The following is a 22,357-nucleotide window of genomic DNA, read 5'->3' as shown; positions in this document are numbered from 1 at the left end:
CACCGCATCAGCAAGGGGAATTTCATGGAAGTATCCGCCCACATCGACACTTTTGCCCGGGACAATCTGCCCCCGGGCGAACAATGGCCCGAGTTCCTGCTGGACGGCCCCGACGTGGCCTATCCCAAGCGCTTCAATTGCGCGGTTGAGCTGGTGGACGCCATGGTCGACCGTGGCCACGGCGAGCGCGTCGCGCTGCGCTGGGCGCAGGACGGCAAGCCGGCCACCATGACCTATCGCGAACTGGCGGCGCTGACCAACCGCATCGCGCGCGTGCTGGTCGAGGACATGAAGCTGGTGCCCGGCAACCGCCTGCTGCTGCGCGGCCCCAACAACCCGATGATGGCGGCGTCCTGGCTGGCCGCCATCAAGGCCGGCCTGGTGACGGTGCCGACCATGCCGCTGCTGCGCGCCAAGGAACTCAAGCAGATCATCGACAAGGCGCAGATCCAGGCAGTGCTGTGCGATGTGCGCCTGAAGGACGAGGCGCAGTTCTGCGCCCAGCCGGATCACGAACACCATTGCCCGGGGCTGGCGCAGATCGTGTATTTCAACGACACGGCGCCCGAGGCGCTGGACACGCTGGCAGCGGCCAAGCCGGATGATTTCGCGGCCTGCGATACCGCCGCCGACGACGTCTGCCTGATCGCCTTCACCAGCGGCACCACCGGCGCGCCCAAGGGCTGCATGCATTTCCATCGCGATGTGCTGGCGATGTGCGACCTGTTTCCCAAGCATGTCATCAAGCCGGGCCCGGACGACATTTTCTGCGGCACGCCGCCGCTGGCGTTCACCTTCGGCCTGGGCGGGTTGCTGTGCTTCCCGCTGCGGGTCGGCGCCAGCACCGTGCTGGCCGAGCGCCTGACGCCGGAAAGCCTGCTGCAACTGATCCAGGACTTCCGCGCCACCATCGTCTTCACCGCTCCGACGTTCTACCGCCAGATGGCGGCGCTGGTGGGCAAGTTCGACCTGTCCTCGCTCAAGAAGAGCGTGTCGGCCGGCGAGGCGCTGCCCGACGCGACCCGTCAGTTGTGGAAGGAGGCCAGCGGCATCGAGATGATCGACGGCATCGGCGGCACCGAGATGATCCACGTGTTCGTGTCCAGCCCGCCCGAGTCGGTGCGGCGCGGCGCCATCGGCCGCGTGGTGCCCGGTTACATCGCGCAGATCGTGGACGATGACATGAATCCGGTGCCCAACGGCACGGTGGGCCGCCTGGCGATCAAGGGGCCGACCGGCTGCCGCTACCTGGCCGACGAGCGCCAGCGCCGCTTCGTGCAGAAGGGTTGGAACCTGCCCGGCGATACGTTCGTGCAGGACGACGACGGCTATCTCTTCTACCAGGCGCGCAATGACGACATGATCGTCTCGGCCGGCTACAACATCGCCGGGCCGGAGGTCGAGGACGCGCTGCTGCGCCATGAAGCGGTGGCCGAATGCGGCGTGGTCGGCGCGCCCGATGACGAGCGCGGCCAGTTGGTCAAGGCCTTCGTGGTGCTCAAGCCCGGCTTCGCGCCGAGCGAGGCGCTGGTGGCGGCCATGCAGCAATTCGTCAAGGCGACGATCGCGCCCTACAAGTATCCCCGCGCCATCGAGTTCGTGTCCGCGCTGCCGCGCACCGAGACGGGCAAGCTGCAGCGATTCGCGCTGCGCAAGATGGCGTGATTTTTTTGCATCAAGGAAATGCCATGGCAGCACCATTCATCAGTCAGGTAGAGGTCCGCTTCCGTCATTGCGATCCGGCGGGCATCGTTTTCTATCCGCGCTATTTCGAGATGATCAATGACTTTGTCGAGGAGTGGTTCGACAAGGGCATGGGGCTGCCATTCCACGCGCTGCACGTGGAGCGTCACATCGGCACGCCGATGGCGTCGGTGACGTGCGATTTCAGCGCGCCGAGCCGCTGGCACGAGAAACTGCGGCAGACGCTGCAGGTGCAGCGCATCGGCGGCGCGTCGTTCAAGGCGCTGGTGCGGTTCGAGGGGCCGGACGGGCAGTTGCGGCTGTCGGCGACGCTGACGATCGTGACGGTGGATCTGCGCACGATGAAGTCGATGCCGCTGCCGGCGGATCTGCGCCAGCGCATGCAGGATTATCTGGTTGCCGCCGAGTGAGTTCGGCGGGGCCGCCCTGGTGTTTGTTTTTTGAAAATAGGATGAGACGTTATGAAGATTCTGCAACCGCCGGATTGGATGGCGCCGAGGGGCTATTCGAATGGGATCCTGACCGAGATGACGGTGGGGAGCAAGCTGGTGTTCGTGGGCGGGCAGGTGGGCTGGAACGGGCAGCAGCAGTTCGAGTCGGATGATCTGGCCGATCAGGTGCGGCAGACGTTGGCCAACATCGTGGCGATTCTCGCCGAGGGCGGGGCCAGGCCTGAGCATATCGTGCGGATGACGTGGTATGTGACGGACAAGGATGCCTATGTGGCGGCTTATCCGGAGATCGGGAAGCACTATCGTGAATTGATCGGGAGGCATTTTCCGGCGATGACGGCGGTGGAGGTGGCGGATCTGGTGGAGGATCGGGCCAAGGTGGAGATTGAAGTTACGGCGGTGGTGCCGGCTTGATGGTGGGCCGGCCTTGACGTGTTGATGCGCGTCGAGGTGGGTTCTTGAGCCGCGGGTGAGGGGGCAGGCGGGGGGATGGCGGGGCTACGATTGCGGTCCGGAGCCTTCGCTCCGGACTGCCCCTTCGTCATCCTCGTCCTCGCCTTCGGCGACTCCTTCGGATTCCCTCGGGCGCATCTACACGCCCCGCCATCCCCCCGCCTGCCCCCTCACCCGCTCACGATAAGAATTAATGGCGGGGGCTGGGGCGATTGGGGTTCTTGGCGTTCTGATGGTCGGCGACGCGGGTTCAGAGCGATTTGCGGGGCCCGCTTCAAGGCGGCCGCGCGGACGGCCTTTTGGAGCTTACGTGGTGTCTTGCGGGGGCGGATGACGCTGCGCGCTCGCGGGCGGGGCGCTTTATCACATATGTATTGGTTTAACTACGTTTGTGATTCTTCGCTTGTGGCTGCGGGGGTTGGCGCATGGCGCCAGAATTGTCAGGTCTATCTGCTGGACTGGAAGGTTTCGCGGGGGAGTTCGCCGAAGCGGTCGCGGTAGTACTCGGAGAAGCGGCCCAGGTGGCTGATGCCTACGGAGACGGCCACCTCGGTCACGCTTTCGCAGGCGCCTTGCTGCAGCTTTTCGCGGGCGGCGTCCAGGCGCAGGACGCGTAGCGCCTGCATGGGGGTGGTCTCGCGGTGTTGCTGGAACAGGCGGGTGAGGGCGCTGGGGCTGGCGCCGGCGCCGCGGGCGATGTCGGTCAGGGTCAGGGGGGCGGCCAGGTGGGCGCGCATGTAGGCTTCGGCCTGGGCGACGCGGCGTGGCAGGGCGGGGGGCAGGCCGGCGTGGCGTTGCCAGGTGTTGGGCTGGTTGTAGAGCAGGTGCAGGACGAGGGTGTCTTCCAGGTGCTCCAGCCAGGCGGCGGGCGGTCTCGGCGCGCCGTCGTCCAGGGTGGGGAGCAGGTGGATCAGGCTGGTCATCATGCTGCGCCAGGCGGCGCCGACGGGGGTGTCCAGGCGTAGCGCGGGGCTGAAGTCCAGGGGGCGGGCGGCGGCGTCGCCGAAGATGCGGTGGCCGATGGCTTCGAGCTTGCCGCGCGGAATTTTCAGCAGCAGTTGTTCGCAACCGGCTTCCCAGTGCAGTTTCAGGGCGCGGTTGGGGGCGATGACGGCGGCGCAGTCGGGGTGGGCGTCGACGCAGTCGGTGCCGCATTCGATGCGGGCGCGGCCGCGCAGCGGCACCTGCACCAGCATGAAGTCCTGCAGGCGGTCGGGTTCGATGTGGACTTCGGCGCCGTAGCGCAGCGTACAGACGCTCAGGGCGCCGAAGCGGGCGCGGTTCAGTTCGGCGTCGACGCGGCCGCCCTTCCAGGTCAGGCGGTGATCCTTGAGCGCTTCGGAGACGCGTTCGCGCGTTTCGGCGGGCTGGGTGGAACTGAAGACGCGTCGTTTGAGCAATGGCGCCAGCTCGATGCGGGACCAGCCGTGCATGGATGCCTCCGGGACGGGAACGCTCCCGTATCGCCGTCGAGCGTAATGCAATCGTCAAGCGTTTGGAATTAAGTGAATCCCGGATAGGCGTGCGCCGATTCGGATAGAGCCGCGCGCCCGGCCGTCCTAAGCTGGGGGTTGTTGGAAGGCGGCGCCGTGGCGCGTAAGCTGGCAGTTTTCATCGTTGGCAGGGTGTACCGACGGCAGACGGATTCTGTCAGCATTGCGCCGGCGGCGCCGGCGGACACGAACGGGGTGGCTCATGAAGGGAAAGCTATGGGGCCGGCGCGCGCTGGCGGCGCTGGTGTCGGCGGGCTGTATGACGGCCGCGGCCGGGGCATCGGCGGCGGACAAGATCAAGGTAGGCCTGCTGACCACGCTGTCGGGGCCGGGCGCGGCGCTGGGCAACGAGATCCGCGACGGTTTCAATCTCGCGCTGCAGCATACCGGCGGCAAGCTGGGCGGGTTGCCGGCCGAGGTGGTGGTGGCCGATGACCAGCAGAAGGCCGATGCCGGACGCCAGGCAGTCGAGCGCCTGCTCAAGCGCGACAAGGTCGACGTAATGACGGGCATCGTGTTCTCGAATGTGCTGCTGCCGGTGATGCCGGCCATCCTGCAGTCGGGCACCATCTATCTGAGCACCAATACGGGGCCGGAGAACTATGCCGGCGCCGGCTGCAACCCGAATTTCTTCGCGGTGGCCTGGCAGAACGAGGACATCCCGGCGGCGATGGGCAAATACGCCGCCGACCAGGGCTTCAAGCGGGTGGCGCTGATCGCGCCCGATTATCCGGGCGGGCGCGAATCGCTCAACGGCTTCAAGCGCCTGTACAAGGGCGGGCTGTCGGAAGAGATCTATACCCAGCTCGGCCAGCTCGACTACGGCGTCGAGATCACGCGGCTGCGCGCCAGCAAGCCGGACGCGGTGTTCTTCTTCCTGCCGGGCGGCATGGGCGTGAACTTCATCAAGCAGTTCAACGGCGCCGGCCTGGGCAAGGAGATCGCGCTGCTGGCGCCGGGCTTCTCGGGCGACGAGGATACGATCGCCGCGGTGGGCGCGCCGATCGAAGGCCTGCACAACTCGTCGCAATGGGCGGCCGATCTGGACAACCCGGCCAACCGCAAGTTCGTCGAGGACTTCAGGAAAACCTACAACCGCACCCCCACGCTGTACGCCTCGCAGGGCTACGACGCCGCCATGCTGCTGGACAGCGCGGTCAGGCAGACCGGCGGCAAGCTGGGCGCCGACGCGCTGCGTCCGGCGCTGCGGCGCGCCGATTTCAAGTCGGTGCGCGGCGACTTCACCTTCAACCGCAACCAGTACCCGATCCAGAACTACTACCTGCGCACCATCGTCAAGGGCGCGGACGGCAAGCTGGCCAACAAGCTGTCGGGCACGGTGCTGACGCAGTATCACGACCCGTTCGCCGCCGCCTGCCAGATGAAGTAAGGCAGGCGACGCACGCATCAAGGAGAGAAGCATGACCGCAACCATCACGACGCGCGAGGTGACCATCGCCTCGCACGACGGCCAATCATTCAGCGCCTACCTGGCCGTGCCCGCCTCGGGCCACGGGCCGGGGCTGGTGCTGTGCCAGGAGATCTTCGGCATCAATGACTTCATGCGCCGCACCGCGCAGTCGCTGGCCGAGGAGGGCTACGTGGTGCTGGCGCCGGACCTGTTCTGGCGCCAGCAGCCCGGCATCCAGTTGACCGACGGCCCGGCCGACATGCCGCGCGCGTTCGAGCTGTACAAGGGCTTCGACGTCGATCTGGGCATCAAGGACATCGCCGCGACCCTGGCCGCGTTGCGCGCGCTGCCCGAGCAGCAGGGCGGCGCCGGCGTGCTGGGCTATTGCCTGGGCGGCAAGCTGGCCTATCTGGCCGCCTGCCGCACGGATGCCGACGTGGCCATCGGCTACTACGGCGTGGGCATCGAGGACAGCCTGGACGAAGCCGCCAAGCTGCGCGGCCGGCTGGTGCTGCACATCGCCGAGCAGGATGGCTTCTGTCCGCCGCCGGCGCGCCAGCGCATCCTGGAGGCGCTGGGCGGCAAGGCCAACGTCGAGCTGTATGTGTACCCCGGCATGGACCACGCCTTTGCCCGCACCGGCGGCGCGCACTATGACAAGCCGTCGGCGCTGATGGCGCACCAGCGCAGCATGGCCGCGCTGCAACGCGTGATCGGCCCGCAGTTCGACTATTCGGCCCTGTGGGAGAAGCACTGCGAATACGAATTCGGCACGCGCGACGTGGCCGCGACCATGGCCACGATGGTGGCCGAGCCCTACGTCAACCACATCCCCACCATGACGGGCGGCGTGGGCTACCGCGAGCTGTCGCGCTTCTACCAGCACCACTTCGTCAACAGCAATCCGCCCGACACCCGGCTGGTGCCGCTGTCGCGCACCGTGGGCGCGACGCAGATCGTCGACGAGTTGCTGTTCTGCTTCACCCACACCACCGAGATCGACTGGCTGCTGCCCGGCGTCGCGCCCACCGGCAAATACGTCGAGATTCCGCTGGTGGCCATCGTCAAGTTCCGCGGCGACAAGCTCTGCCACGAACACATCTACTGGGACCAGGCCAGCGTGCTGGTGCAGATCGGCGCGCTCGACCCCAATGGCCTGCCGGTGGCCGGCCGCGAGACCGCGCAGAAGCTGCTGGACGAGACCCTGCCTTCCAACACCTTGATGGCGCGCTGGAAAGACAGCGAGAACAAGTAGGAGACCGCCATGCCGTATAGCGATCAACAGTTGGGCGAGATGGTGCGCGGCGACAGCGTGCACCGCGCTCTGTACACCGACCCGGCGATCTTCGAGCTGGAGATGCAGCGCATCTACGGCCGAGCCTGGGTCTACGTCGGCCACGAAAGCCAGGTGCCCAGGACGGGCGACTATCACACCACGCGGCTGGGCGACCAGGACGTGCTGATGGTGCGCGCCAGCGACGGCCGCGTGCATGTGCTCTACAACCGCTGTCCGCACAAGGGCGCCAAGGTCGTGGCGGATGGCGACGGCTGTGTCGGCAAGTTCTTCCGCTGCCCCTACCACGCCTGGACCTTCAAGCTGGACGGCAGCCACCTGGGCGTGCCGCTCAAGCAGGGATTGGAGGGCACCTCGTACGATCCGACCGACCCCAGCTTCTCGATGCGGCGCCTGCCGCGCGTGGAAAGCTATCGCGGCTTCGTCTTCGCCAGCCAGGCCCGCGACGGCCAGGGCCTGGAGGAATTCCTGGGCGGCGTGCGCTCGTCCATCGACAACCTGTGCGACCGCTCGCCGGTGGGCGAGGTCGAGGTGGCCGGCGGCATCTTCCGCGTGATGCAGCGCTCCAACTGGAAGGTGTTCTACGAGAACCTGCACGACACCATGCATGCCCGTGTGACGCACGAATCGTCCTTTGCCGCCGCGCGCGACGAGGCCAAGGAAATCGGCGAGATGCCGTTCGAGCTGCACATCATGGACGGCAACGGCGAGCCCTACGAGTTCTGGGAAAAGCTGGAGCTGCGCGCCTACGACAACGGCCACGGCTACATGGAAGGCATCTTCAACCCGGGCGCGGCCGAACGCGATCCGGTGTCGCGCGCCCACTTCGAGGCGCTGACCGCGGCCTACGGCGCCGACCGCGCCCGCGAGATCCTCGGCATGAACCGCCACAACACCGTCATCTACGGCAGCGGCTCGCCGCACACGGTGTTCCAGCAGTTCCGCGTGATCCGGCCGATCGCCGTCGATCGCACCCTGATCGAGATCCAGACCTTCCGTTGCAAGGGCGCGCCGGACGGCGTGTTCAAGCGCGCCATGCTGTACGCCAACGTCATCAACTCGCCGTCGTCCAACGTCATGCCGGACGACATCGAGCTCTACAACCGCTGCCAGGAAGGCAACGCCACCCGTGGCGGCGAATGGGTCAGCATGCACCGCTACCACGGCACCGACCGCAGCGACGCGGACGGCATGGTGTCGGTCAACGGCACCAGCGAGCTGCCGATGCGCAACCAGTTCCGCGCCTGGAAGCGCTATATGGAGGCCGGTCCCGTGGCGTCCGCCCAAGGCCAAGGAGAAGGCGCATGCTGCTAGACCTCGAATTCGACGTATCCACCGCCAACCTGGCGCCGGCCGACGTGCCGGCCGAGGCCTACCACCGCATCGCCCAGTTCCTGTATCGCGAGGCGCGGCTGCTGGACGAGCGCCGCTACGGCGACTGGCAGTCGCTGTGGACCGACGACGGCATGTACTGGATGCCGCGCGAGCCGGGCCAGTCCAGCCCCTACGACCATATCTCGCTGTTCTGGGAAGACCGCATGCTGCGCGACGTGCGCATCCGCCGGCTGGAACATCCGCGCAACTGGTCGCAGCAGCCGCCCACGCGCAGCGCGCGGCTGGTGGGCGGGGTGCAGGTCGAGGGCTTGGACGCCGGCGGCAACCTGGTGGTGCACTCGGCGTTCCAGATGACCGAGTGGCGCAAGCGCCAGCCGCGCCAACTGGCGGGCCGCTACACCCACAAGCTGGCGGCCGATGGCGACAACTGGCGCATCCGCATGAAACGGGTGGACCTGGTGAACTGCGACGACGCGCACGATGTGTTCGAGGTGTTCGTGTGAGCGCGACCGACGCCGCGGTGCTGGCGCTGCACTACCAGAACGACGTGCTGCACCCCGAAGGCAAGATCCGCGTCGGGCTGGACGCCGATGGCGTGGTGCGCCAGCGTGTGCTGCGCGGCGCCGCCGACCTGCTCGACGGCGCCCGTAGCCATGGCCTGCCGATCGTGCACGTGCGCATCGCCTTCAGGCCCGACTATGCCGACCTGCTGCCCAACTGCGACATCTTTCGCAACGTCGCCAGCATCGGCGCCGTGGCCGAGGGGCAATGGGGCAGCGCCTTCTACGACGGCCTGCAACCGCTGGCGGGCAGCCCGCGCGAATTCGTGGTCAAGCACACCCGCATCAGCGCCTTCTACGGCACGCCGCTGGAAGAGACGCTGCGGCTGCTGGGCGCGCGCCGGCTGGTGGTGGCGGGCGTGGCCACCCACTCGGTGGTCGAGGGCACCGTGCGGCATGCGGCGGATATCGGTTTCAATGTCATGGTGGCCGAAGACGCCTGCGCTTCGGCCGATCCGGCGGTGCATGACGCTTCGCTGGCCAGCATGCGGCTGATCGCGCAGACCGGCTCGGTGGCGCAGGCCATGCACTGGGCCGCCGCGCCTCATTGATCAAGGACTGTTCATGGATTTCTCAGGCTTTCCCGGCTTGGCCGGCAAGACCGCCATCGTCACCGGCAGCACCCAGGGGCTGGGCGCCGACATCGCGTGCGGGCTGGCTGCGGCCCGCGCCAACGTGGTGCTGGTGGGACGCAACGCCCAGGCCGGCCAGGCGCTGGCGGGCGAGATCGGCGAGCGGGCGCTGTTCCACGAAACCGACATCGGCCAGGACGACCAGATCCGCCACTGCCTGAACGCCGCGCTGGCGCGCTTCGGGCGGGTCGACATCCTGGTGAACAACGCCTGCCAGTACAACGACCGCGGGCTGGCCTCCAGCCGCGCGGAGTGGCACGCGACGCTCGATACCAATCTGGTGTCCGCCGCCATCTTCACGCAGATGGCGGCGCCGCTGCTGCCGCGCGGCGGGGTGGTGGTCAACCTGGGCAGCACCGGCGGCAAGTTCGGCGCGGCCGGGCGGGCGTTGTATCCCGCTTCCAAGGCGGCCTTGCTGCAGATCACCAAGAATTTCGCGGTGGAGCTGGCGCCGGCCGGCATCCGCGTGCTGGCGGTGTCGCCGGCCTGGACCTGGTCGCCGTCGGTCGAACAACTGGCCGGCGGCTCGCGCGAAGCCGCCGACGCGGTCGGCGCGCACTTCCATCCGCTGGGCCGGGTCGGCTCGGGCGAGGAGATCGCGGCGGCGGTGTGTTTCGCCTGCTCCGACGCGGCCTCGTGGATGACGGGCGTGGATATCCCGGTGGACGGCGGTTTCTCGATCCTGGGGCCGGACCGCGGCATTTCGCCGCGCGCCTGGTTCAAGCAACTGGCGCCCTGAGCCGGCTGCGGTCCCGGCCGCCGGGCGAGCGTCAGCGGATGACGATCTCGCCTTCTTCCAGGCCGGCCTTGCCGCCCACCTGGTCTTCCAGGAACTCCTGCATGCGGTTGCCCACCTGGATCTTGGTGCCGCCGCAGAAGCGCCGCGCCGCGATGATGGTGGCGGTATGGAGGGGCTGCAGGTCGCGGATGAGCTGGGCTTCTTCTTCGTCCAGCTCGATCAGGTCGCGGCCCAGCTTGGTGTGGGTGTTGCGGGCGCGCTCGACCACGTCGCCGCCGGCCCGGCCGGGGTTGGCGTGCAGGAACAGCAGCAACTGCTCCAGCTTGGCCTTTTCCTCGTTCATCTTCAGGCGCTTGCGCGTGAGCGCCGAACGCTTGATGTCGGCATGGGGGTCCAGCCCGGCCTGTACCAGCGTCGGCACGCCGGCCGGCGAGCCGATGGTGCCGGCCCGCACCGAATGCAGGGCGCGGGTATGGCCGCCCGTGATGGCGGTCTGTTGGGTGTTGGGCGCGCCCACGTTGACGCTGCCGCCCGCCGCGATGCTGCTTTGGCGGATCTCGCGTTCCACTTCCACGTTCTGCCCCGCGCTGATGATGGCGTTGGCGATGAAGCGGGCCCGCACATCGCCGCCACAGACGATGTGGGCGGTGCGCGCGGCGGCATTGTTGGCCGACTCGCTGGCGCCGTCCTGCATGGCTTCGGCCATGCCGATGATGCCGCCCTTGACCGTGACGTTGCCCCCCGCTTCGACCAGGGCGGCTTCCATGGTGCCGTTGACGACCACGTCGCCGGTCACGCGCACTTCCATCGTGGCGCTGATATCGCCGCGCACTTGCAACGACCCCTGGAAGTTGATGTTGCCGGTGGACAGGTCGACCGCGTCGACCTCGACCACCGGATTGACCTGCGCGCCCTGATGGATGAGCTTGGGAGAGCCGGCGATGGCGGCGCGCAGCAGGTTGGGGTCTTCCGGATCGATCTCGACGCCGGACATTTCGGCGTTGAACGGGGTGTCCGGCAGTTCATCCGGCAGCACCGGCTGGCCCAGCACGTTGCAACCGTCGATGCCCGGCAGTGGCGGGATGCGCCGCATCAGCGGCATGCCGGGGGTCACCAGCAGCAGGCTGCCCAGGTCGCGGTAGTCGATCTGCGCCAGTTCGTCGATTTCCTGGGCGCGCGGCTTCAGGCGGTCCAGCAGGCTTTCGAAACGGGTGGGGGTGCCGCGCGTGGGCGGCGTGCCTTGCGCGATCAGCACGGTCTGCGCGCCGCCGCGCTCGACGGCCTCGGCCAGTTCCTTTTCCAGTACGCCGTGGACGATGCCCTGGTCGGCGATGGCCTGGCGCAGCACGGGCAGGGTCACCGGCTTGCCGCCCTTGGGCGGGTGCAGGGTGACCAGGGCCGACATGCAGGCGGCGTCCACTTCCAGATCGAACGAGCCGTCGATCAGCTTGCCCACCGGCACCTGCACGGTTCCGGTGGCATGGCGGCACAGGTCGATGAAGGCGATGACGGCGTGATTGTCCAGCGCCTCGGTCGACCAGCCCTGCGCGGTGGCCATGGCGGCGAGGGTGTCCCAGCTTGGCAGGTCGGCGGGCGGGACGTCCGGGGCGGCGTCAGGGGTGTCGGTCTCCGGGGCGTCGGCCTCCCGGCCCGGGGCCTCGTCGGCCGGCGCGTCGGCTGTGGCGGCATTGTTCTGCGGCGCAGGTGGCGGCGAGTAAATCGCCGTCAGGACGTTGGTAGTGGCATCCAGCACTAGCTGGAGCGTATTGTCTGCGCCCATCTCCGCCTCCTGCCCGGCAGTTGGCGCCGGGTTCTCCATTCATTTAGTAATTAAACGAAATATTGCGACATATGTTAACCCAGGAACGCTGGGCTACTGCGTAGTAGTACGAGGGGGGATGAAGATAAAAGATGTAGATCAGACCCTTATTCCTATGACGCTTTTGCCCCCGGCTTTCAGGGGCGCAGGCCGTGCGGGGATGCCCGCGCCGGGCGGCGCGGCGGGTACTAGGGCATAGGCAGGAGCGACAAAGCCGGCGCGCCGGCTCAGCATAGGCGTTCGATTTCCCGTCCCTGGACGCCGCCGGAGCGCCTTCCCCATGTTCCGACTCTCATGCATTCCGTCCGCACGGCCACGCGCCGGGCGGACCTTCCTGGCCGGTCTGGCGGTGGCGGCCCTGCTGGCCGCCGGCGCGCTGCTGCCCACGGACGCCGCGCGCGCCACCGAGATCTACCGTTACAAAGATCCGTTCGGTGTCTGGCGCGCCATGAAGGTGCCCAACGGTTACGCCAGGTATTACAAACGCGCGCAGGTTCGGACCGCGCTGCGCGGCAACCGCATCAAGGCCTGCCTGGACTGCGAGCCGCGCTCGGGGGACGGCGCCAGCCTGCTGACCCTGGGCGACCGCGCCGCGCGCTGGGGGTCGGCGCCGCCCTCCACGGCGCATGACGAGCTGATCGCGCAGGCGGCCAGGGATTCGGGCGTGGACCGGGCCTTGCTGACCGCGGTCATCGCGGTGGAATCCGGGTTCCGCAGCGATGCGCGCTCGCCCAAGGGGGCGTTGGGCCTGATGCAACTGATGCCGGCGACGGCGGCGACCCTGCTGGTCTCGGATGACATCGAGCGGGCGCTGGTGGACCCGGCCACCAACGTGAAGGCCGGATCGAGCCTGCTGCGCCGCCTGATCGATCAGTATCCCAACCGCCTGGACCTGGCGCTGGCCGCCTACAACGCGGGCGAGGGCGCGGTGCGCAAGTACGACGCGGTGCCTCCCTATGCCGAGACCCAGCAGTACGTGCGCAACGTCACGGCGCTGTACCAGCAATACAAGACACCCTAGGGGCGGATGCGACAACGCCCCGGCGGCCGCTGTCGGGCCGCCAGGGCGTTGTGGGGCAAGCGTGAGGCCAGCGCGTGCCGACAGCCCCGCGCCGGCGCTCAGATCGCCGCGAAGACCTTCTCGGCGATATCCAGCGTGGACTGGATCACCGCGTCGTCGTGGGTGGCCGAGACGAAGCCGGCCTCGAACGCCGACGGCGCGAAATGCACGCCGTGGTCCAGCATCGCGTGGAAGAAGCGGTTGAAGCGCGCCGTGTCGCAGGCCGAGACCTCGGCGAACGTGGCTGGCACCTTGTCGCTGAAGTAGATGCCGAACATGCCGCCGACCGAGTCGGCCGAAAACGCCAGGCCGGCGGCGCGGGCGCGTTCCTGCAGGCCCTGGGCCAGCTTGGCGGTCTGCGCCGCCAGCTTGTCGTAGAAACCGGGGGCGGCGATCAGGCGCAGCGTGGCCAGGCCGGCGGCCACGGCCACCGGGTTGCCCGACAGCGTGCCCGCCTGGTAGACGCCGCCCAGCGGCGCGATGTGCTTCATGATCTCGGCGCTGCCGCCGAAGGCGCCCACCGGCATGCCGCCGCCGATCACCTTGGCCAGCGTGGTCAGGTCGGGCTTGACGCCCGACAGGCCCTGCACGCCCTGCGGGCCGACGCGGAAACCGGTCATGACTTCGTCGAAGATCAGCAGCGCGCCGTGCTGCGTGCAGACCTCGCGCAGCCCTTCCAGGAAGCCGGCGGCCGGCTTGATCAGGTTCATGTTGCCGGCGATCGGCTCGACGATGATGCAGGCGATGTCGGCGCCGTGCTGGGCGAAGGCCTCGCGCACCGCTTCGAGGTTGTTGTATTCCAGGGTCAGCGTGTGCGAGACGAATTCGGGCGGCACGCCGGCCGAGCTGGGGTTGCCGAAGGTCAGGAGGCCCGAGCCGGCCTTGACCAGCAGGCTGTCGGAATGGCCGTGGTAGCAGCCCTCGAACTTGACGATCTTGTTGCGGCCGGTGGCGCCGCGCGCCAGGCGGATGGCCGTCATGGTGGCTTCGGTGCCGGAGCTGACCAGGCGCACCTGTTCCAGCGACGGCAGGCGCGCGATCAGCACTTCGGCCAGTTCGATCTCGGCCTCGGTGGGGGCGCCGAACGACAGGCCGTTGACGGCCGCGTCCTGCACCGCGCGCACCACCTCGGGATGCGAGTGGCCCAGGATGGCCGGGCCCCACGAACCGACGTAGTCGATGTACTGCTTGTCTTCCGCATCCCACACGTACGGCCCCTGCGCGCGCTTGATGAAGCGCGGCGTGCCGCCCACGGAGCGGAAGGCGCGCACGGGCGAATTGACGCCGCCGGGGATGCTGCGGCTGGCGCGTTCGAAAAGCTGGGCGTTACGGGACATGGCGGTCAGGGCTTCAGGTTGCGGTTGATGGAGTAGGGCGCGGCGCAGGCCGCGGCGGCGGCGCGGATGGCGGGCGCCTCGAACAGGCCGGTGATGACGGCGACCGAATCGGCGCCGGCGGCGGCCACCGACGCCACGTTCCCGGGCGTGATGCCGCCGATGGCGACCACGGCGGGGCGCGGCGCGTCGCGTTGCTCGACCAGGGCGCGAGCCTCGGTGAGCACCGACAGCGGCGCGCGCACGGTGTCCGGCTTGACGCGCGAGGGGAACATGGCGCCGAAGGCGATGTAGTCGGCGCCGGCGTCCAGCAGCTCGCGGGCGCGGCCCAGGTCGTCGTAGCTGGAGCCGCCCAGGATCAGGTCGGGGCCGGCTTCGGCGCGGATGCGGGCCAGGCTGTCGTCGTCGCGGCCGACGTGGGCGCCGTCGGCGCCGACTTCCAGCGCCAGGCGCCAGTCGTCATTGATGAGGAACACCACGCCCAGCTCGCGGCACAGGGGCGCCAGGGCGCGCGCCTGCTCGGCGCGCACCGCGTCGGGCACGTCCTTGCGGCGCAACTGCAGCGCGCGCATGCCGCCCTCGGCGGCCTGGCGCACCGCGCGCAGCAGCCGCTCGGTGTCGTCCCATTCGGGGGTCACGCCGTACAGGCCGGCGGGAAAACGCAGGGCTTTCATTGCGGTTGGATCCGGTTGGGAATGCGCCGGCCCATGCCCGGCAGGAAGCTGGCGGCGACCGCCGCGTCGGCGTGGGCCAGGCCCTGGCGCACGGCCTCGGGCATTTCCAGGCCGCGCGCCAGCAGGGCGGTGATGGCGGTGGCGGCCAGCCCGCCGGCGTCGCCGTTGCGGTCCGGGGGCGCCTGCCACGGCAGGGTGGTGGTCTGGCCGTTGGGGCCGAGCAGCACGTTGGCGTGGTGACCGGGCCGTTGCGGGCTGCCCAGCACCAGCACCCATTCTGCGCCGGCGGCCACCAGGGCGTGCATCGGCGACGGTGCGTCCCCGATATCGATGTCGCCATCGGCATGCCACTGCGCGAGCCGCAGGTGCTCGACGATCAGCAGGTCGGTCTGCGGCAGCACCAGCTCGAGGATGGCGGCCAGCAGGTCGTCGGCGTCGTCCTCGTCGGCGGCGTCGGCCGGCACCTGGGCGCGCTGGCCCAGGTGCAGCACCAGCGGCACCTGGCTGTAATCGGCGGCTACCTGGGCGGCTACGCTTGCCGTTTCGGCGGTGTATAGTCCGCCCACCTTGATCGCCTGCACCGACATGTCTTCGAGCAGGCAGCGTGCCTGATCGTCGAGCAGGTCGGGTGAAACGGGATGGATTTCTTCGATGCCGGCGGTATCCTGCACGGTCAGCGCCGTGACGGCCGCCAGGCCGTGACAGCCCAGGCGGGCGCAGGTCACGGCGTCCGCGGGCAAACCGTCGGCGCCCGAGGGATCGAGCGGACCGAAGACCAAAACGAGAGGGGGAGTAACGGGGGCCACGTGGACAGCGCTAGAGTTAGGGTGCCCGGACTCATTTGCGGAGAATCAGGGGAACCCCTATTGGGTTTCGGTAAGATTGTCCCCATTCTAATGGATGCCTCCCGCCTTTGCCCCGTAGGGGGGACGACGGCAGGGAATTGATGTAAGAGAGAACTATGCGTACTTGGATGTGTCTGATTTGTGGCTGGGTCTACGACGAAGAGGCCGGCCTGCCCGACGAGGGCATCGCGCCCGGCACCCGCTGGGAAGACGTGCCGCCGAATTGGGTCTGTCCTGAATGCGGCGCCCGCAAAGAGGACTTCGAACTGATGGAAATCTGACGCGCAGCACTGACGTATTCCGCCAAGGCTTGCAACGAGGGGGAGGGCCATGCCCGCCCCGCGCTCCCGACGGGCCACGCCAGGGTGGCGGGCCCCCGGCTCTATCAGACTACCCACAAAGGGGTTGCCATGACGGAAAAACACCACGAAGAGTCCACCACACAGGCCGCCAACTTCGCCAACCAGTTCCTGATCGCCATGCCGGGCATGGTCGAAGGCAGCCTGGCTGGCTCGGTCATCTACATCTGCGAACACTCGGAACGTGGCGCCCTGGGCCTGGTCATCAACCGCCCCACCGACCTGACGCTCGGCACGCTGTTCGAACGCATCGACCTGGCGCTCGAGATCGCTCCGGTCAAGGACACGCTGGTGTTCTTCGGCGGTCCGGTGCAGACCGATCGCGGTTTCGTGCTGCACGCGCCCGCGGGCGACTACAGCTCCAGCATCAAGCTGGGCGCCATGGCCCTGACCACCTCGCGCGACGTGCTGCAGGCGGTGGCGGACGGCAAGGGGCCCGCCCGCATGCTGGTCACGCTGGGCTACGCCGGCTGGGGCGCCGGCCAGCTCGAAAGCGAGATGGGCCAGAACGCCTGGCTGTCGGTCGGCGCCGACGACCACATCATCTTTGACGTGCCCCCCGAGGATCGCTATCCGGCCGCGCTCAAGCTGCTGGGCATCGATCCCGTGATGCTGGCCGGCGACGCGGGCCATGCCTGAAGAAACCCTGCTGGCGTTCGATTTCGGCGAGAAGAAAATCGGCGTGGCCATCGGCAATACGCTGACAGGCCACGCGCGGCCGCTCGAAATCATTTTCAGCGAGGTGCGCGACGTGCGCTTCGCGCGCATCGAGGCGCTGCTGCGCGAATGGCAGCCGCATCGCGTCGTGGTCGGCCTGGCGCTCGACAGCGACGGCGGCGAACAGCCCGCCACCGCGCGCTGCCGCCGCTTCGCCAACCAGTTGCACGGCCGCTTCGGCGTTGCGGTGGAGCTGGTCGACGAGCGCGGCTCCAGCATGGAGGCGCAACGCCTGCTGGGCACGCACGCGGCCGACGACGCCATGGCCGCGGCCGTCATCCTGCAACGCTACCTGGACAAGCCGCCGGCGCTCTGACGCCGCCGGCCCCGCTCATGCTCAATCCACAACTCGACCGCCGTGGCGAACTGCTGCATCTACTGACGACGGAAGGGTTGCCGCGACGCCATGTCGAGCGGCTGCTGGAGACGGCGGCCGCTTTCGCCGCCGACGGCACGCCCACCGTCGCCCACGCCGACCTGCCCCTGTTCCTGAGCCTGCCCGCCGGCGATGCCGCCCTGCGCCAGGATTTCGAGGCCGCCGCCGCGCGCCTGGGCCTGCGACCCATGTCGCTGCAGGCCAATGGCCCGGGCGCCGATGCCGGGGTGGACCGCGGCCACGGCGTCGGCGCCGGCGATCCTGCCGCCGCCGCGCTGTCTCCCGCCGCGGTCGCCGCCGGCCTGCCGGCCGGCATCCTGGTGCTGCGGCATCCGGCCAGCGGCGCCGCCGTCAGCGCCGCCGGCGCCTGTGCGCCGGGCCTGCGCATTCTCAACGCGGGCGACGGCGCGCACGCCGATCCGCTGCCGGCATTGGCCCGCGTGCAGGCGATGCTGCAGGCCAGGCACGATCTGACCAACCTGGCCGTGGCGCTGGTGGGCGACATCCGCCACAGCGCCGTGGCCCGCGGCCTGATCCATGCCATGACCACGCTGGGCGTGCCCGAAGTGCGCGCCGCCGCGCCACGCACCCTGTTGCCCGACGGCCTGCCGCAACTGGGCGTGCGGGCTTGCGCCACGCTGCACGAATGCCTGGCCGACGCCGATGTGGTGATGGTGTTGCCCCTGCGCGCCGAGCGCATGAGCGGCGCGCTGCTGCCGTCGGCGCGCGAATACGCCGCCAGTCATGGCCTGACGCGGGACCGCCTGGCGCTGGCCCGGCCCGATGCCCTGCTGCTGCCCGCCGCCGCGCTGACGCCGGGCATCGAGGTCGATGGCGATGTCGCCGCCGGCCTGGGCGACATCGCCGCCGGTTTGGCCCGCTCTGAATGTCATTTGCGCCTGGCCGCCTTGAGCGTGCTGGCTGGAGTCGCCGCATGAGGCTGCACATCGCCAATGGCCGCCTGATCGACCCGGCCCACGACCGCGACGGCATCCAGGACCTGTTCATCGCCGATGGCCGAGTGGCGGCGGTCGGTCAGGCCCCCGACGGTTTCCATGCCGACCTCCGCATCGACGCCGCGGGCCTGGCCGTGCTGCCGGGCCTGGTGGACCTGTCGGCGCGCGTGCTGTGCCAGGACGCCGGCGCGGCGGCGCAGGCCCGCTTTTCCTCCGCCGAGCTGCGCGCCGCGCTGGCGGGCGGCGTGACCACGCTGGCCCTGCCGCCGGATGTCGCCACGCCGCTGGACGAACCGGCCAAGGTCGAGGCGCTGCTGCGCGAGGCGCCCGCCGGGCACGGCCGGGTGCTGCCGCTTGGCGCGCTCACGGTCGGCCTGCGCGGCGAGACCCTGGCCGAAATGGGCCTGCTGGCGCAGGCCGGCTGTGTGGCCTTCTCGCCGGGCGAGTCCGGCATCGTCGACACCCGGGTGCTGTGGGGCGCCATGCGCTATGCGGCCGGGCAGGGCCTGGCGCTGTGGCTGCGGCCGCAGGACCCCTGGCTGGCGCAGGGGGCGGTGGTCGCCGCCGGCGCCTACGCCGACCGCCTGGGCCTGGAAGGCCAGCCGCCTCAAGCCGAGGCGCTGGCCCTGCAGACGATTTTCGAGTTGCAACGCGCCACCGGCGCCCGCGTGCACCTGTCGCGCCTTTCCACCGCCCGCGGCCTGGACCTGCTGCGCGCCGCCCGCCGCGAAGGACTGCCGGTCAGCGCCGACGTCTCGGCCAACAGCCTGCACCTGACCGATGTGGACATCGGCTATTTCAATACGGCTTTCCACCTGCGCCCGCCGCTGCGCGGCCAGCGCGACCGCGACGCGATCCAGGCGGCGCTGCGCGAGGGGCTGGTGGACGCGCTGTGTTCGGATCATGCGGTGGTGGACGATGACGGCAAGTCCGTTCCGTTCCCGCACTCGCAGCCCGGCGCGACCGGCCTGGAATTGCTGCTGTCGCTGACGCTGAAATGGGCCCGCGACGCCCGCCTGCCGCTGCCGCAGGCGCTGGCCCGGGTGACGTCGGGACCCGCGGCGGTGCTGCGCGGGTTGTCTCCGGTGCTGTCCGGCCTGGGTGAACTGGGCGTGGGCGCGCCCGCTGATCTGTGCCTTGCGGACCTGGAGGCCGAATGGCTGGTGGCGCCGGGCGCCCTGCAAAGCCACAGCCGTCATACGCCGTTCGCGGGTATGATGCTGCCCGGTCGTGTCCGCGCCACCCTGGTGGGTGGCCGTCCGGCCTGGGAGACGCCTGTTTGAAGCTGCTGCGCTTTGTTCTTCGCCTGATGCTGGTGGTGCCGTTGATCGTTCTGGGCCTGCTGTGCGTGGGGCTGGTGTATCCGCTGCTGCGCCCAAAGTCGCGGGCCTGGCTCAACCGCACCTGGTCGCGCTGCCTGATGGCGGCCTGCGGCCTGCGAGTCGTCTTCAAGGGCCAGCCGCGCATGACGGGCCCGGTGCTGCTGGTGGCGAACCATGTGTCGTGGATCGACATCTTCGTGCTGAATTCGGCGCGCGCGACCTCGTTCGTGGCCAAGAGCGAGATCCGCGCCTGGCCTGTGATCGGCTGGCTGGTGGCGGGCGCGGGCACGCTGTTCATCGAACGCGGCCAACGCCACGCGGTGCACGCGATGGGCGAGTCGATGCAGGCGCGCTTCAAGCAGGGCGACGCGGTCGGCCTGTTCCCGGAAGGCACGACGAGCGAGGGTTTCACGCTGCGTCCGTTCCATGCGAGCCTGTTCGAGCCGGCCCGCACGGCCGCGGTCGAAATCCAGCCGGTCGCCCTGCGCTTCCTGCAACACGGCGAACGCAGCGGCTTCGCGGCCTTCGTGGGCGAGGAAACGCTGGTGGCGAATCTCTGGCGGGTGCTGGGAACGACGGGGCTGGCGGTCGAAGTGGTGTTCTTGCCGGTGCTGGCAACGCAACATGCGGACGGGACGGCGCCGACGCGGTTGGAACTGTCGCATCAGGCCCGGGACGCGATCCAGGCGGTGCTTTGAGGGGGCTGCCTCAGCGGCAGAAACGCGCGACGGGCAGATGCTGAGCAGCCGCGGTCACCGCCGTCGGTCGCAATAGGACGATCGTCACTCGGACAACGGATCCTGGAACTGCGAGCACTTCACCTGCACCAGCTTCCGATCCTGCAGCCGCAACGCCGTCAACGCCCCGCCCCACACGCATCCCGTATCCAGGCAGATCACGTCCGGCCGCTGCATCAGTCCCAGCGTCGACCAGTGGCCGAATACCGTCGTCACGTCGCGCGTGGCGCGGTTCGGCACGTCGAACCAGGGCACCAGGCCAGCCGGCCAGGCGCCCGGCGTCACTTTGGTCGCGAACTCCATGTGGCCGTTCGGCGTGCACAGGCGGATACGCGTCAGCGCATTGATGATCACCCGCATCCGCTTGCCGCCCTTGTGGTCTTCCTTCCACGTCGACGGTTCGTTGCCGTACATCTTCTGCAGCGCCTTCTGCCAGTTCGGGCCGCGCAGCGCGTCCTGCACCTCGGCCGCCAGCGACAGCGTCTTGGCCACGTCCCATTTGGCCAGCGTGCCCGCATGCACCATCAGGTGATTTTGCTCGAAATGCGCCAGCGGGCGCGAGCGCAGCCAGTCGATCAGGTCGGCCGAATCCGGCGCGCGCAGGATATCGTCCAGCGTGTCGGACTTGGACGGCTTGCGCACGCCCGCGGCGGCGGCCAGCAGGTGCAGGTCGTGGTTGCCCAGCACCACCGTGGCGCGATCGCCCAGGTCGATGATGCGACGCAGCGTCGCCAGCGACTGCGGGCCGCGGTTGACCAGATCCCCGGCGAACCAGAAGCGCGATTGCGGGTCGCCGACCAGATCGGGATGGGACAGCAAGCGATCCAGCGGCGAGCAGCAACCTTGCACGTCGCCGATCATCCAGATACTGCCGTTCATGCGGGACTCTTGCTCCAGGGCCAACGTTGTTGGACGATTCGGGTGATGGTGTGGCGGTATTCCATGTAGCTCATGGCGCCCAGCGCCAGGGCCATGGCGCCGATGTTCGGCCCCAGGGCGGTGAGCCAGGGCGGCCATTTGCCCAGCATGCCGACGTTCAGCGCCAACTGGTTGAGCATGAAGAAGCCCACGCCCAGCAGGATGCCGATGAACACCTTGGCGCCCACGCCGCCGCGGCGCGTCTGCATCAGGCCGATGGGGGCGGCGATGGTGATCATCACCAGCAGCGTGAACGGATATGCCAGTTTGCGCCACAAGGCGACCACCTGTCGACCATATTGCAGTTGGTTGTTGCGCAAATAATCCACATAGTCGAGCAGCGTCGTGATCGACATCCGCTCAGGGGTCAGGATCCGGGCCAGCAGGCGTTCGGCGCTCAGGGTGGTGTCGACGGTGCGCTCGGGCACCTTCACCACCACCGCGGGAGGATTCTTCGGCGGCCGGGCATCGGCCAGCGTCTCGGCCGCGTTGTCGTCCAGGCGGGTCTCGGCGACGTCTTTCAGCACCAGGTCGCCATGGGCAAAGAGGCCGCTCGGGGCGGTGGACAGCACCGACAGCGTCAGGTTCTTCTTGAATTCATACAGGGTGATGCCGGTGACCTGGCCGTCGCCCTTGAGCTCAGCGATGTTGATGATGCGGGTGCCGCCGTTGGCCATGGGCTCCTTGAACCAGTAGCCGCTGTTCAGGCGGTCGCCGCCGGCCTTGCCGCGGAACACCAGGTTGGCCTCGCCCGACTTCATCTCGGCCCAGGGGGTGACGTACTCGGACAGCAGGGCGGCGCCGATCATCAACGGAATGGTGACGATCCAGAGCATGCGCAGCAGACGCATGCCGCTGACTCCGGAGACCCGCAGGATCACCAGCTCATTGCGCTGGGCCAGCCCCGCCAGCGCCAGGATGGCGCCGATCAGCAGGCCGATGGGCAAAAGGTCGTACAGCCGGGTGGGGATGGCCAGCGCCTGCATGTACAGCAGGGCCATCATGGAGAACTTTTCGCCCACGTTGTCCAGGTCGTCCACCAGCGCGAAGAACGTGAAAAGGCCCAGCAGGGCCATGAGGACCACTGCACAAGAGCGATAGATCTCGCGGGCCAGGTAGCGACGTGCGGTACGCATGAAAAAGGGCGAAGTAGCGCTAAACGTGAAA

The 22,357-nt window shown here is 68.8% G+C and carries 23 protein-coding genes; 16 read left to right on the top strand and 7 right to left on the bottom strand.

Features of this window, described 5'->3' with window-relative positions:
- The first annotated feature begins 24 nt into the window (after positions 1 to 24).
- The 3 genes from SB816_RS22820 to SB816_RS22810 are packed head-to-tail and all read left to right on the top strand — an operon-like array spanning position 25 to position 2,570.
- Complete coding sequence (locus SB816_RS22820) at positions 25 to 1,665, top strand: AMP-binding protein (RefSeq protein WP_054503391.1); 1,641 nt, start codon at positions 25 to 27, stop codon at positions 1,663 to 1,665.
- A gap of 23 nt (positions 1,666 to 1,688) precedes the next feature.
- Positions 1,689 to 2,114 carry an acyl-CoA thioesterase gene (locus SB816_RS22815; protein ID WP_269874171.1) on the top strand — a complete coding sequence of 142 codons (426 nt, stop codon included), beginning with the start codon at positions 1,689 to 1,691 and terminating at the stop codon, positions 2,112 to 2,114.
- A gap of 51 nt (positions 2,115 to 2,165) precedes the next feature.
- Positions 2,166 to 2,570, top strand: a complete 405-nt coding sequence (locus SB816_RS22810; RefSeq protein WP_006388562.1) for a RidA family protein — start codon at positions 2,166 to 2,168, stop codon at positions 2,568 to 2,570.
- A gap of 485 nt (positions 2,571 to 3,055) precedes the next feature.
- Here the strand turns inward: SB816_RS22810 and SB816_RS22805 are convergent, their stop codons facing one another.
- Positions 3,056 to 4,042 carry an AraC family transcriptional regulator gene (locus tag SB816_RS22805; protein ID WP_175190232.1) on the bottom strand — a complete coding sequence of 329 codons (987 nt, stop codon included), beginning with the start codon at positions 4,040 to 4,042 and terminating at the stop codon, positions 3,056 to 3,058.
- Between the two features lie 262 nt (positions 4,043 to 4,304).
- On the opposite strand from SB816_RS22805, the gene SB816_RS22800 reads away from it, so the two are divergent.
- From SB816_RS22800 to SB816_RS22775, 6 genes are read left to right on the top strand one after another with little or no spacing between them, the layout of a single operon-like run.
- Positions 4,305 to 5,492 (top strand): ABC transporter substrate-binding protein, encoded by a 1,188-nt coding sequence (locus SB816_RS22800; protein WP_410547586.1) that lies wholly within the window; start codon positions 4,305 to 4,307, stop codon positions 5,490 to 5,492.
- Between the two features lie 31 nt (positions 5,493 to 5,523).
- Positions 5,524 to 6,768 carry a dienelactone hydrolase family protein gene (locus SB816_RS22795; protein ID WP_410547585.1) on the top strand — a complete coding sequence of 415 codons (1,245 nt, stop codon included), beginning with the start codon at positions 5,524 to 5,526 and terminating at the stop codon, positions 6,766 to 6,768.
- A gap of 9 nt (positions 6,769 to 6,777) precedes the next feature.
- A complete protein-coding gene (locus SB816_RS22790) occupies positions 6,778 to 8,121 on the top strand; it encodes an aromatic ring-hydroxylating dioxygenase subunit alpha (RefSeq protein WP_410547584.1) in 1,344 nt (447 codons plus the stop codon).
- On the top strand, positions 8,112 to 8,645 hold the full coding sequence (locus SB816_RS22785) for an aromatic-ring-hydroxylating dioxygenase subunit beta (protein WP_336236171.1): 534 nt from the start codon (positions 8,112 to 8,114) through the stop codon (positions 8,643 to 8,645). The genes SB816_RS22790 and SB816_RS22785 overlap by 10 nt, the downstream gene beginning before the upstream one ends.
- Positions 8,642 to 9,253 (top strand): cysteine hydrolase family protein, encoded by a 612-nt coding sequence (locus tag SB816_RS22780; protein WP_410547583.1) that lies wholly within the window; start codon positions 8,642 to 8,644, stop codon positions 9,251 to 9,253. The genes SB816_RS22785 and SB816_RS22780 overlap by 4 nt, the downstream gene beginning before the upstream one ends.
- Positions 9,254 to 9,266: 13 nt before the next feature.
- Positions 9,267 to 10,073 (top strand): SDR family oxidoreductase, encoded by an 807-nt coding sequence (locus SB816_RS22775; protein WP_054503397.1) that lies wholly within the window; start codon positions 9,267 to 9,269, stop codon positions 10,071 to 10,073.
- Positions 10,074 to 10,104: 31 nt separating this feature from the next.
- On the opposite strand, the gene SB816_RS22770 is transcribed toward SB816_RS22775, so the two are convergent.
- Positions 10,105 to 11,853 carry a FapA family protein gene (locus SB816_RS22770; RefSeq protein WP_336236173.1) on the bottom strand — a complete coding sequence of 583 codons (1,749 nt, stop codon included), beginning with the start codon at positions 11,851 to 11,853 and terminating at the stop codon, positions 10,105 to 10,107.
- Between the two features lie 319 nt (positions 11,854 to 12,172).
- Here SB816_RS22770 and SB816_RS22765 point away from each other — a divergent pair, with 319 nt between their 5' ends.
- Positions 12,173 to 12,913, top strand: a complete 741-nt coding sequence (locus SB816_RS22765; protein ID WP_054503399.1) for a lytic transglycosylase domain-containing protein — start codon at positions 12,173 to 12,175, stop codon at positions 12,911 to 12,913.
- Between the two features lie 98 nt (positions 12,914 to 13,011).
- On the opposite strand, the gene hemL is transcribed toward SB816_RS22765, so the two are convergent.
- From hemL to SB816_RS22750, 3 genes are read right to left on the bottom strand one after another with little or no spacing between them, the layout of a single operon-like run.
- Entirely contained in the window at positions 13,012 to 14,289 is a 1,278-nt protein-coding gene (gene hemL, locus SB816_RS22760; protein WP_054503400.1) for a glutamate-1-semialdehyde 2,1-aminomutase, read from the bottom strand.
- 5 nt (positions 14,290 to 14,294) lie between these two features.
- The gene (gene thiE / locus SB816_RS22755; RefSeq protein ID WP_054419377.1) at positions 14,295 to 14,960 is read right to left on the bottom strand and encodes a thiamine phosphate synthase; all 666 of its coding nucleotides are present in this window, start codon (positions 14,958 to 14,960) and stop codon (positions 14,295 to 14,297) included.
- Entirely contained in the window at positions 14,957 to 15,766 is an 810-nt protein-coding gene (locus tag SB816_RS22750; protein WP_100509616.1) for a bifunctional hydroxymethylpyrimidine kinase/phosphomethylpyrimidine kinase, read from the bottom strand. Before SB816_RS22750 ends, thiE begins: the two co-directional genes overlap by 4 nt.
- Before the next feature lie 155 nt (positions 15,767 to 15,921).
- Here SB816_RS22750 and SB816_RS22745 point away from each other — a divergent pair, with 155 nt between their 5' ends.
- The 6 genes from SB816_RS22745 (at position 15,922) to SB816_RS22720 (ending at position 20,233) form a co-directional block, all read left to right on the top strand.
- A complete protein-coding gene (locus SB816_RS22745; protein ID WP_003814980.1) occupies positions 15,922 to 16,086 on the top strand; it encodes a rubredoxin in 165 nt (54 codons plus the stop codon).
- Between the two features lie 129 nt (positions 16,087 to 16,215).
- Positions 16,216 to 16,803, top strand: coding sequence for a YqgE/AlgH family protein (locus SB816_RS22740; protein ID WP_054503401.1), 588 nt, complete (start codon positions 16,216 to 16,218; stop codon positions 16,801 to 16,803).
- On the top strand, positions 16,796 to 17,197 hold the full coding sequence (gene ruvX / locus SB816_RS22735) for a Holliday junction resolvase RuvX (RefSeq protein WP_410547582.1): 402 nt from the start codon (positions 16,796 to 16,798) through the stop codon (positions 17,195 to 17,197). Before SB816_RS22740 ends, ruvX begins: the two co-directional genes overlap by 8 nt.
- Positions 17,198 to 17,214: 17 nt before the next feature.
- Positions 17,215 to 18,195: an aspartate carbamoyltransferase gene (locus SB816_RS22730; RefSeq protein WP_410547581.1), complete on the top strand. Its 981-nt coding sequence runs from the start codon at positions 17,215 to 17,217 to the stop codon at positions 18,193 to 18,195.
- The gene (locus tag SB816_RS22725; RefSeq protein WP_410547580.1) at positions 18,192 to 19,496 is read left to right on the top strand and encodes a dihydroorotase; all 1,305 of its coding nucleotides are present in this window, start codon (positions 18,192 to 18,194) and stop codon (positions 19,494 to 19,496) included. Before SB816_RS22730 ends, SB816_RS22725 begins: the two co-directional genes overlap by 4 nt.
- A complete protein-coding gene (locus tag SB816_RS22720) occupies positions 19,493 to 20,233 on the top strand; it encodes a lysophospholipid acyltransferase family protein (protein ID WP_054503405.1) in 741 nt (246 codons plus the stop codon). Before SB816_RS22725 ends, SB816_RS22720 begins: the two co-directional genes overlap by 4 nt.
- 84 nt (positions 20,234 to 20,317) lie before the next feature.
- Here SB816_RS22720 and SB816_RS22715 read toward each other — a convergent pair whose 3' ends face one another.
- Positions 20,318 to 21,151, bottom strand: a complete 834-nt coding sequence (locus SB816_RS22715; protein ID WP_054503406.1) for a symmetrical bis(5'-nucleosyl)-tetraphosphatase — start codon at positions 21,149 to 21,151, stop codon at positions 20,318 to 20,320.
- Positions 21,148 to 22,326 carry an LPS export ABC transporter permease LptG gene (gene lptG / locus SB816_RS22710; protein ID WP_336236175.1) on the bottom strand — a complete coding sequence of 393 codons (1,179 nt, stop codon included), beginning with the start codon at positions 22,324 to 22,326 and terminating at the stop codon, positions 21,148 to 21,150. Before lptG ends, SB816_RS22715 begins: the two co-directional genes overlap by 4 nt.
- Between the last annotated feature and the right edge of the window lie 31 nt (positions 22,327 to 22,357).

Source organism: Achromobacter sp. SIMBA_011, from assembly GCF_046535435.1.
Taxonomy (GTDB): Bacteria; Pseudomonadota; Gammaproteobacteria; order Burkholderiales; family Burkholderiaceae_B; genus Achromobacter; species Achromobacter dolens.
The sequence above is the reverse complement of the archived record's forward strand: the minus strand, read 5'-3'. Positions and strand labels throughout refer to the sequence as shown.

Excerpts from the sequence above, each read along its gene's own strand:
- SB816_RS22820 (WP_054503391.1), top strand. The coding sequence starts at position 25 with ATGGAAGTATCCGCCCACATCGACACTTTTGCCCGGGACAATCTGCCC.
- SB816_RS22815 (WP_269874171.1), top strand. The coding sequence starts at position 1,689 with ATGGCAGCACCATTCATCAGTCAGGTAGAGGTCCGCTTCCGTCATTGC.
- SB816_RS22810 (WP_006388562.1), top strand. The coding sequence starts at position 2,166 with ATGAAGATTCTGCAACCGCCGGATTGGATGGCGCCGAGGGGCTATTCG.
- SB816_RS22805 (WP_175190232.1), bottom strand. The coding sequence starts at position 4,042 with ATGCACGGCTGGTCCCGCATCGAGCTGGCGCCATTGCTCAAACGACGC.
- SB816_RS22800 (WP_410547586.1), top strand. The coding sequence starts at position 4,305 with ATGAAGGGAAAGCTATGGGGCCGGCGCGCGCTGGCGGCGCTGGTGTCG.
- SB816_RS22795 (WP_410547585.1), top strand. The coding sequence starts at position 5,524 with ATGACCGCAACCATCACGACGCGCGAGGTGACCATCGCCTCGCACGAC.
- SB816_RS22790 (WP_410547584.1), top strand. The coding sequence starts at position 6,778 with ATGCCGTATAGCGATCAACAGTTGGGCGAGATGGTGCGCGGCGACAGC.
- SB816_RS22785 (WP_336236171.1), top strand. The coding sequence starts at position 8,112 with ATGCTGCTAGACCTCGAATTCGACGTATCCACCGCCAACCTGGCGCCG.
- SB816_RS22775 (WP_054503397.1), top strand. The coding sequence starts at position 9,267 with ATGGATTTCTCAGGCTTTCCCGGCTTGGCCGGCAAGACCGCCATCGTC.
- SB816_RS22770 (WP_336236173.1), bottom strand. The coding sequence starts at position 11,853 with ATGGGCGCAGACAATACGCTCCAGCTAGTGCTGGATGCCACTACCAAC.
- SB816_RS22765 (WP_054503399.1), top strand. The coding sequence starts at position 12,173 with ATGTTCCGACTCTCATGCATTCCGTCCGCACGGCCACGCGCCGGGCGG.
- hemL (WP_054503400.1), bottom strand. The coding sequence starts at position 14,289 with ATGTCCCGTAACGCCCAGCTTTTCGAACGCGCCAGCCGCAGCATCCCC.
- thiE (WP_054419377.1), bottom strand. The coding sequence starts at position 14,960 with ATGAAAGCCCTGCGTTTTCCCGCCGGCCTGTACGGCGTGACCCCCGAA.
- SB816_RS22745 (WP_003814980.1), top strand. The coding sequence starts at position 15,922 with ATGCGTACTTGGATGTGTCTGATTTGTGGCTGGGTCTACGACGAAGAG.
- SB816_RS22740 (WP_054503401.1), top strand. The coding sequence starts at position 16,216 with ATGACGGAAAAACACCACGAAGAGTCCACCACACAGGCCGCCAACTTC.
- ruvX (WP_410547582.1), top strand. The coding sequence starts at position 16,796 with ATGCCTGAAGAAACCCTGCTGGCGTTCGATTTCGGCGAGAAGAAAATC.
- SB816_RS22730 (WP_410547581.1), top strand. The coding sequence starts at position 17,215 with ATGCTCAATCCACAACTCGACCGCCGTGGCGAACTGCTGCATCTACTG.
- SB816_RS22725 (WP_410547580.1), top strand. The coding sequence starts at position 18,192 with ATGAGGCTGCACATCGCCAATGGCCGCCTGATCGACCCGGCCCACGAC.
- SB816_RS22715 (WP_054503406.1), bottom strand. The coding sequence starts at position 21,151 with ATGAACGGCAGTATCTGGATGATCGGCGACGTGCAAGGTTGCTGCTCG.
- lptG (WP_336236175.1), bottom strand. The coding sequence starts at position 22,326 with ATGCGTACCGCACGTCGCTACCTGGCCCGCGAGATCTATCGCTCTTGT.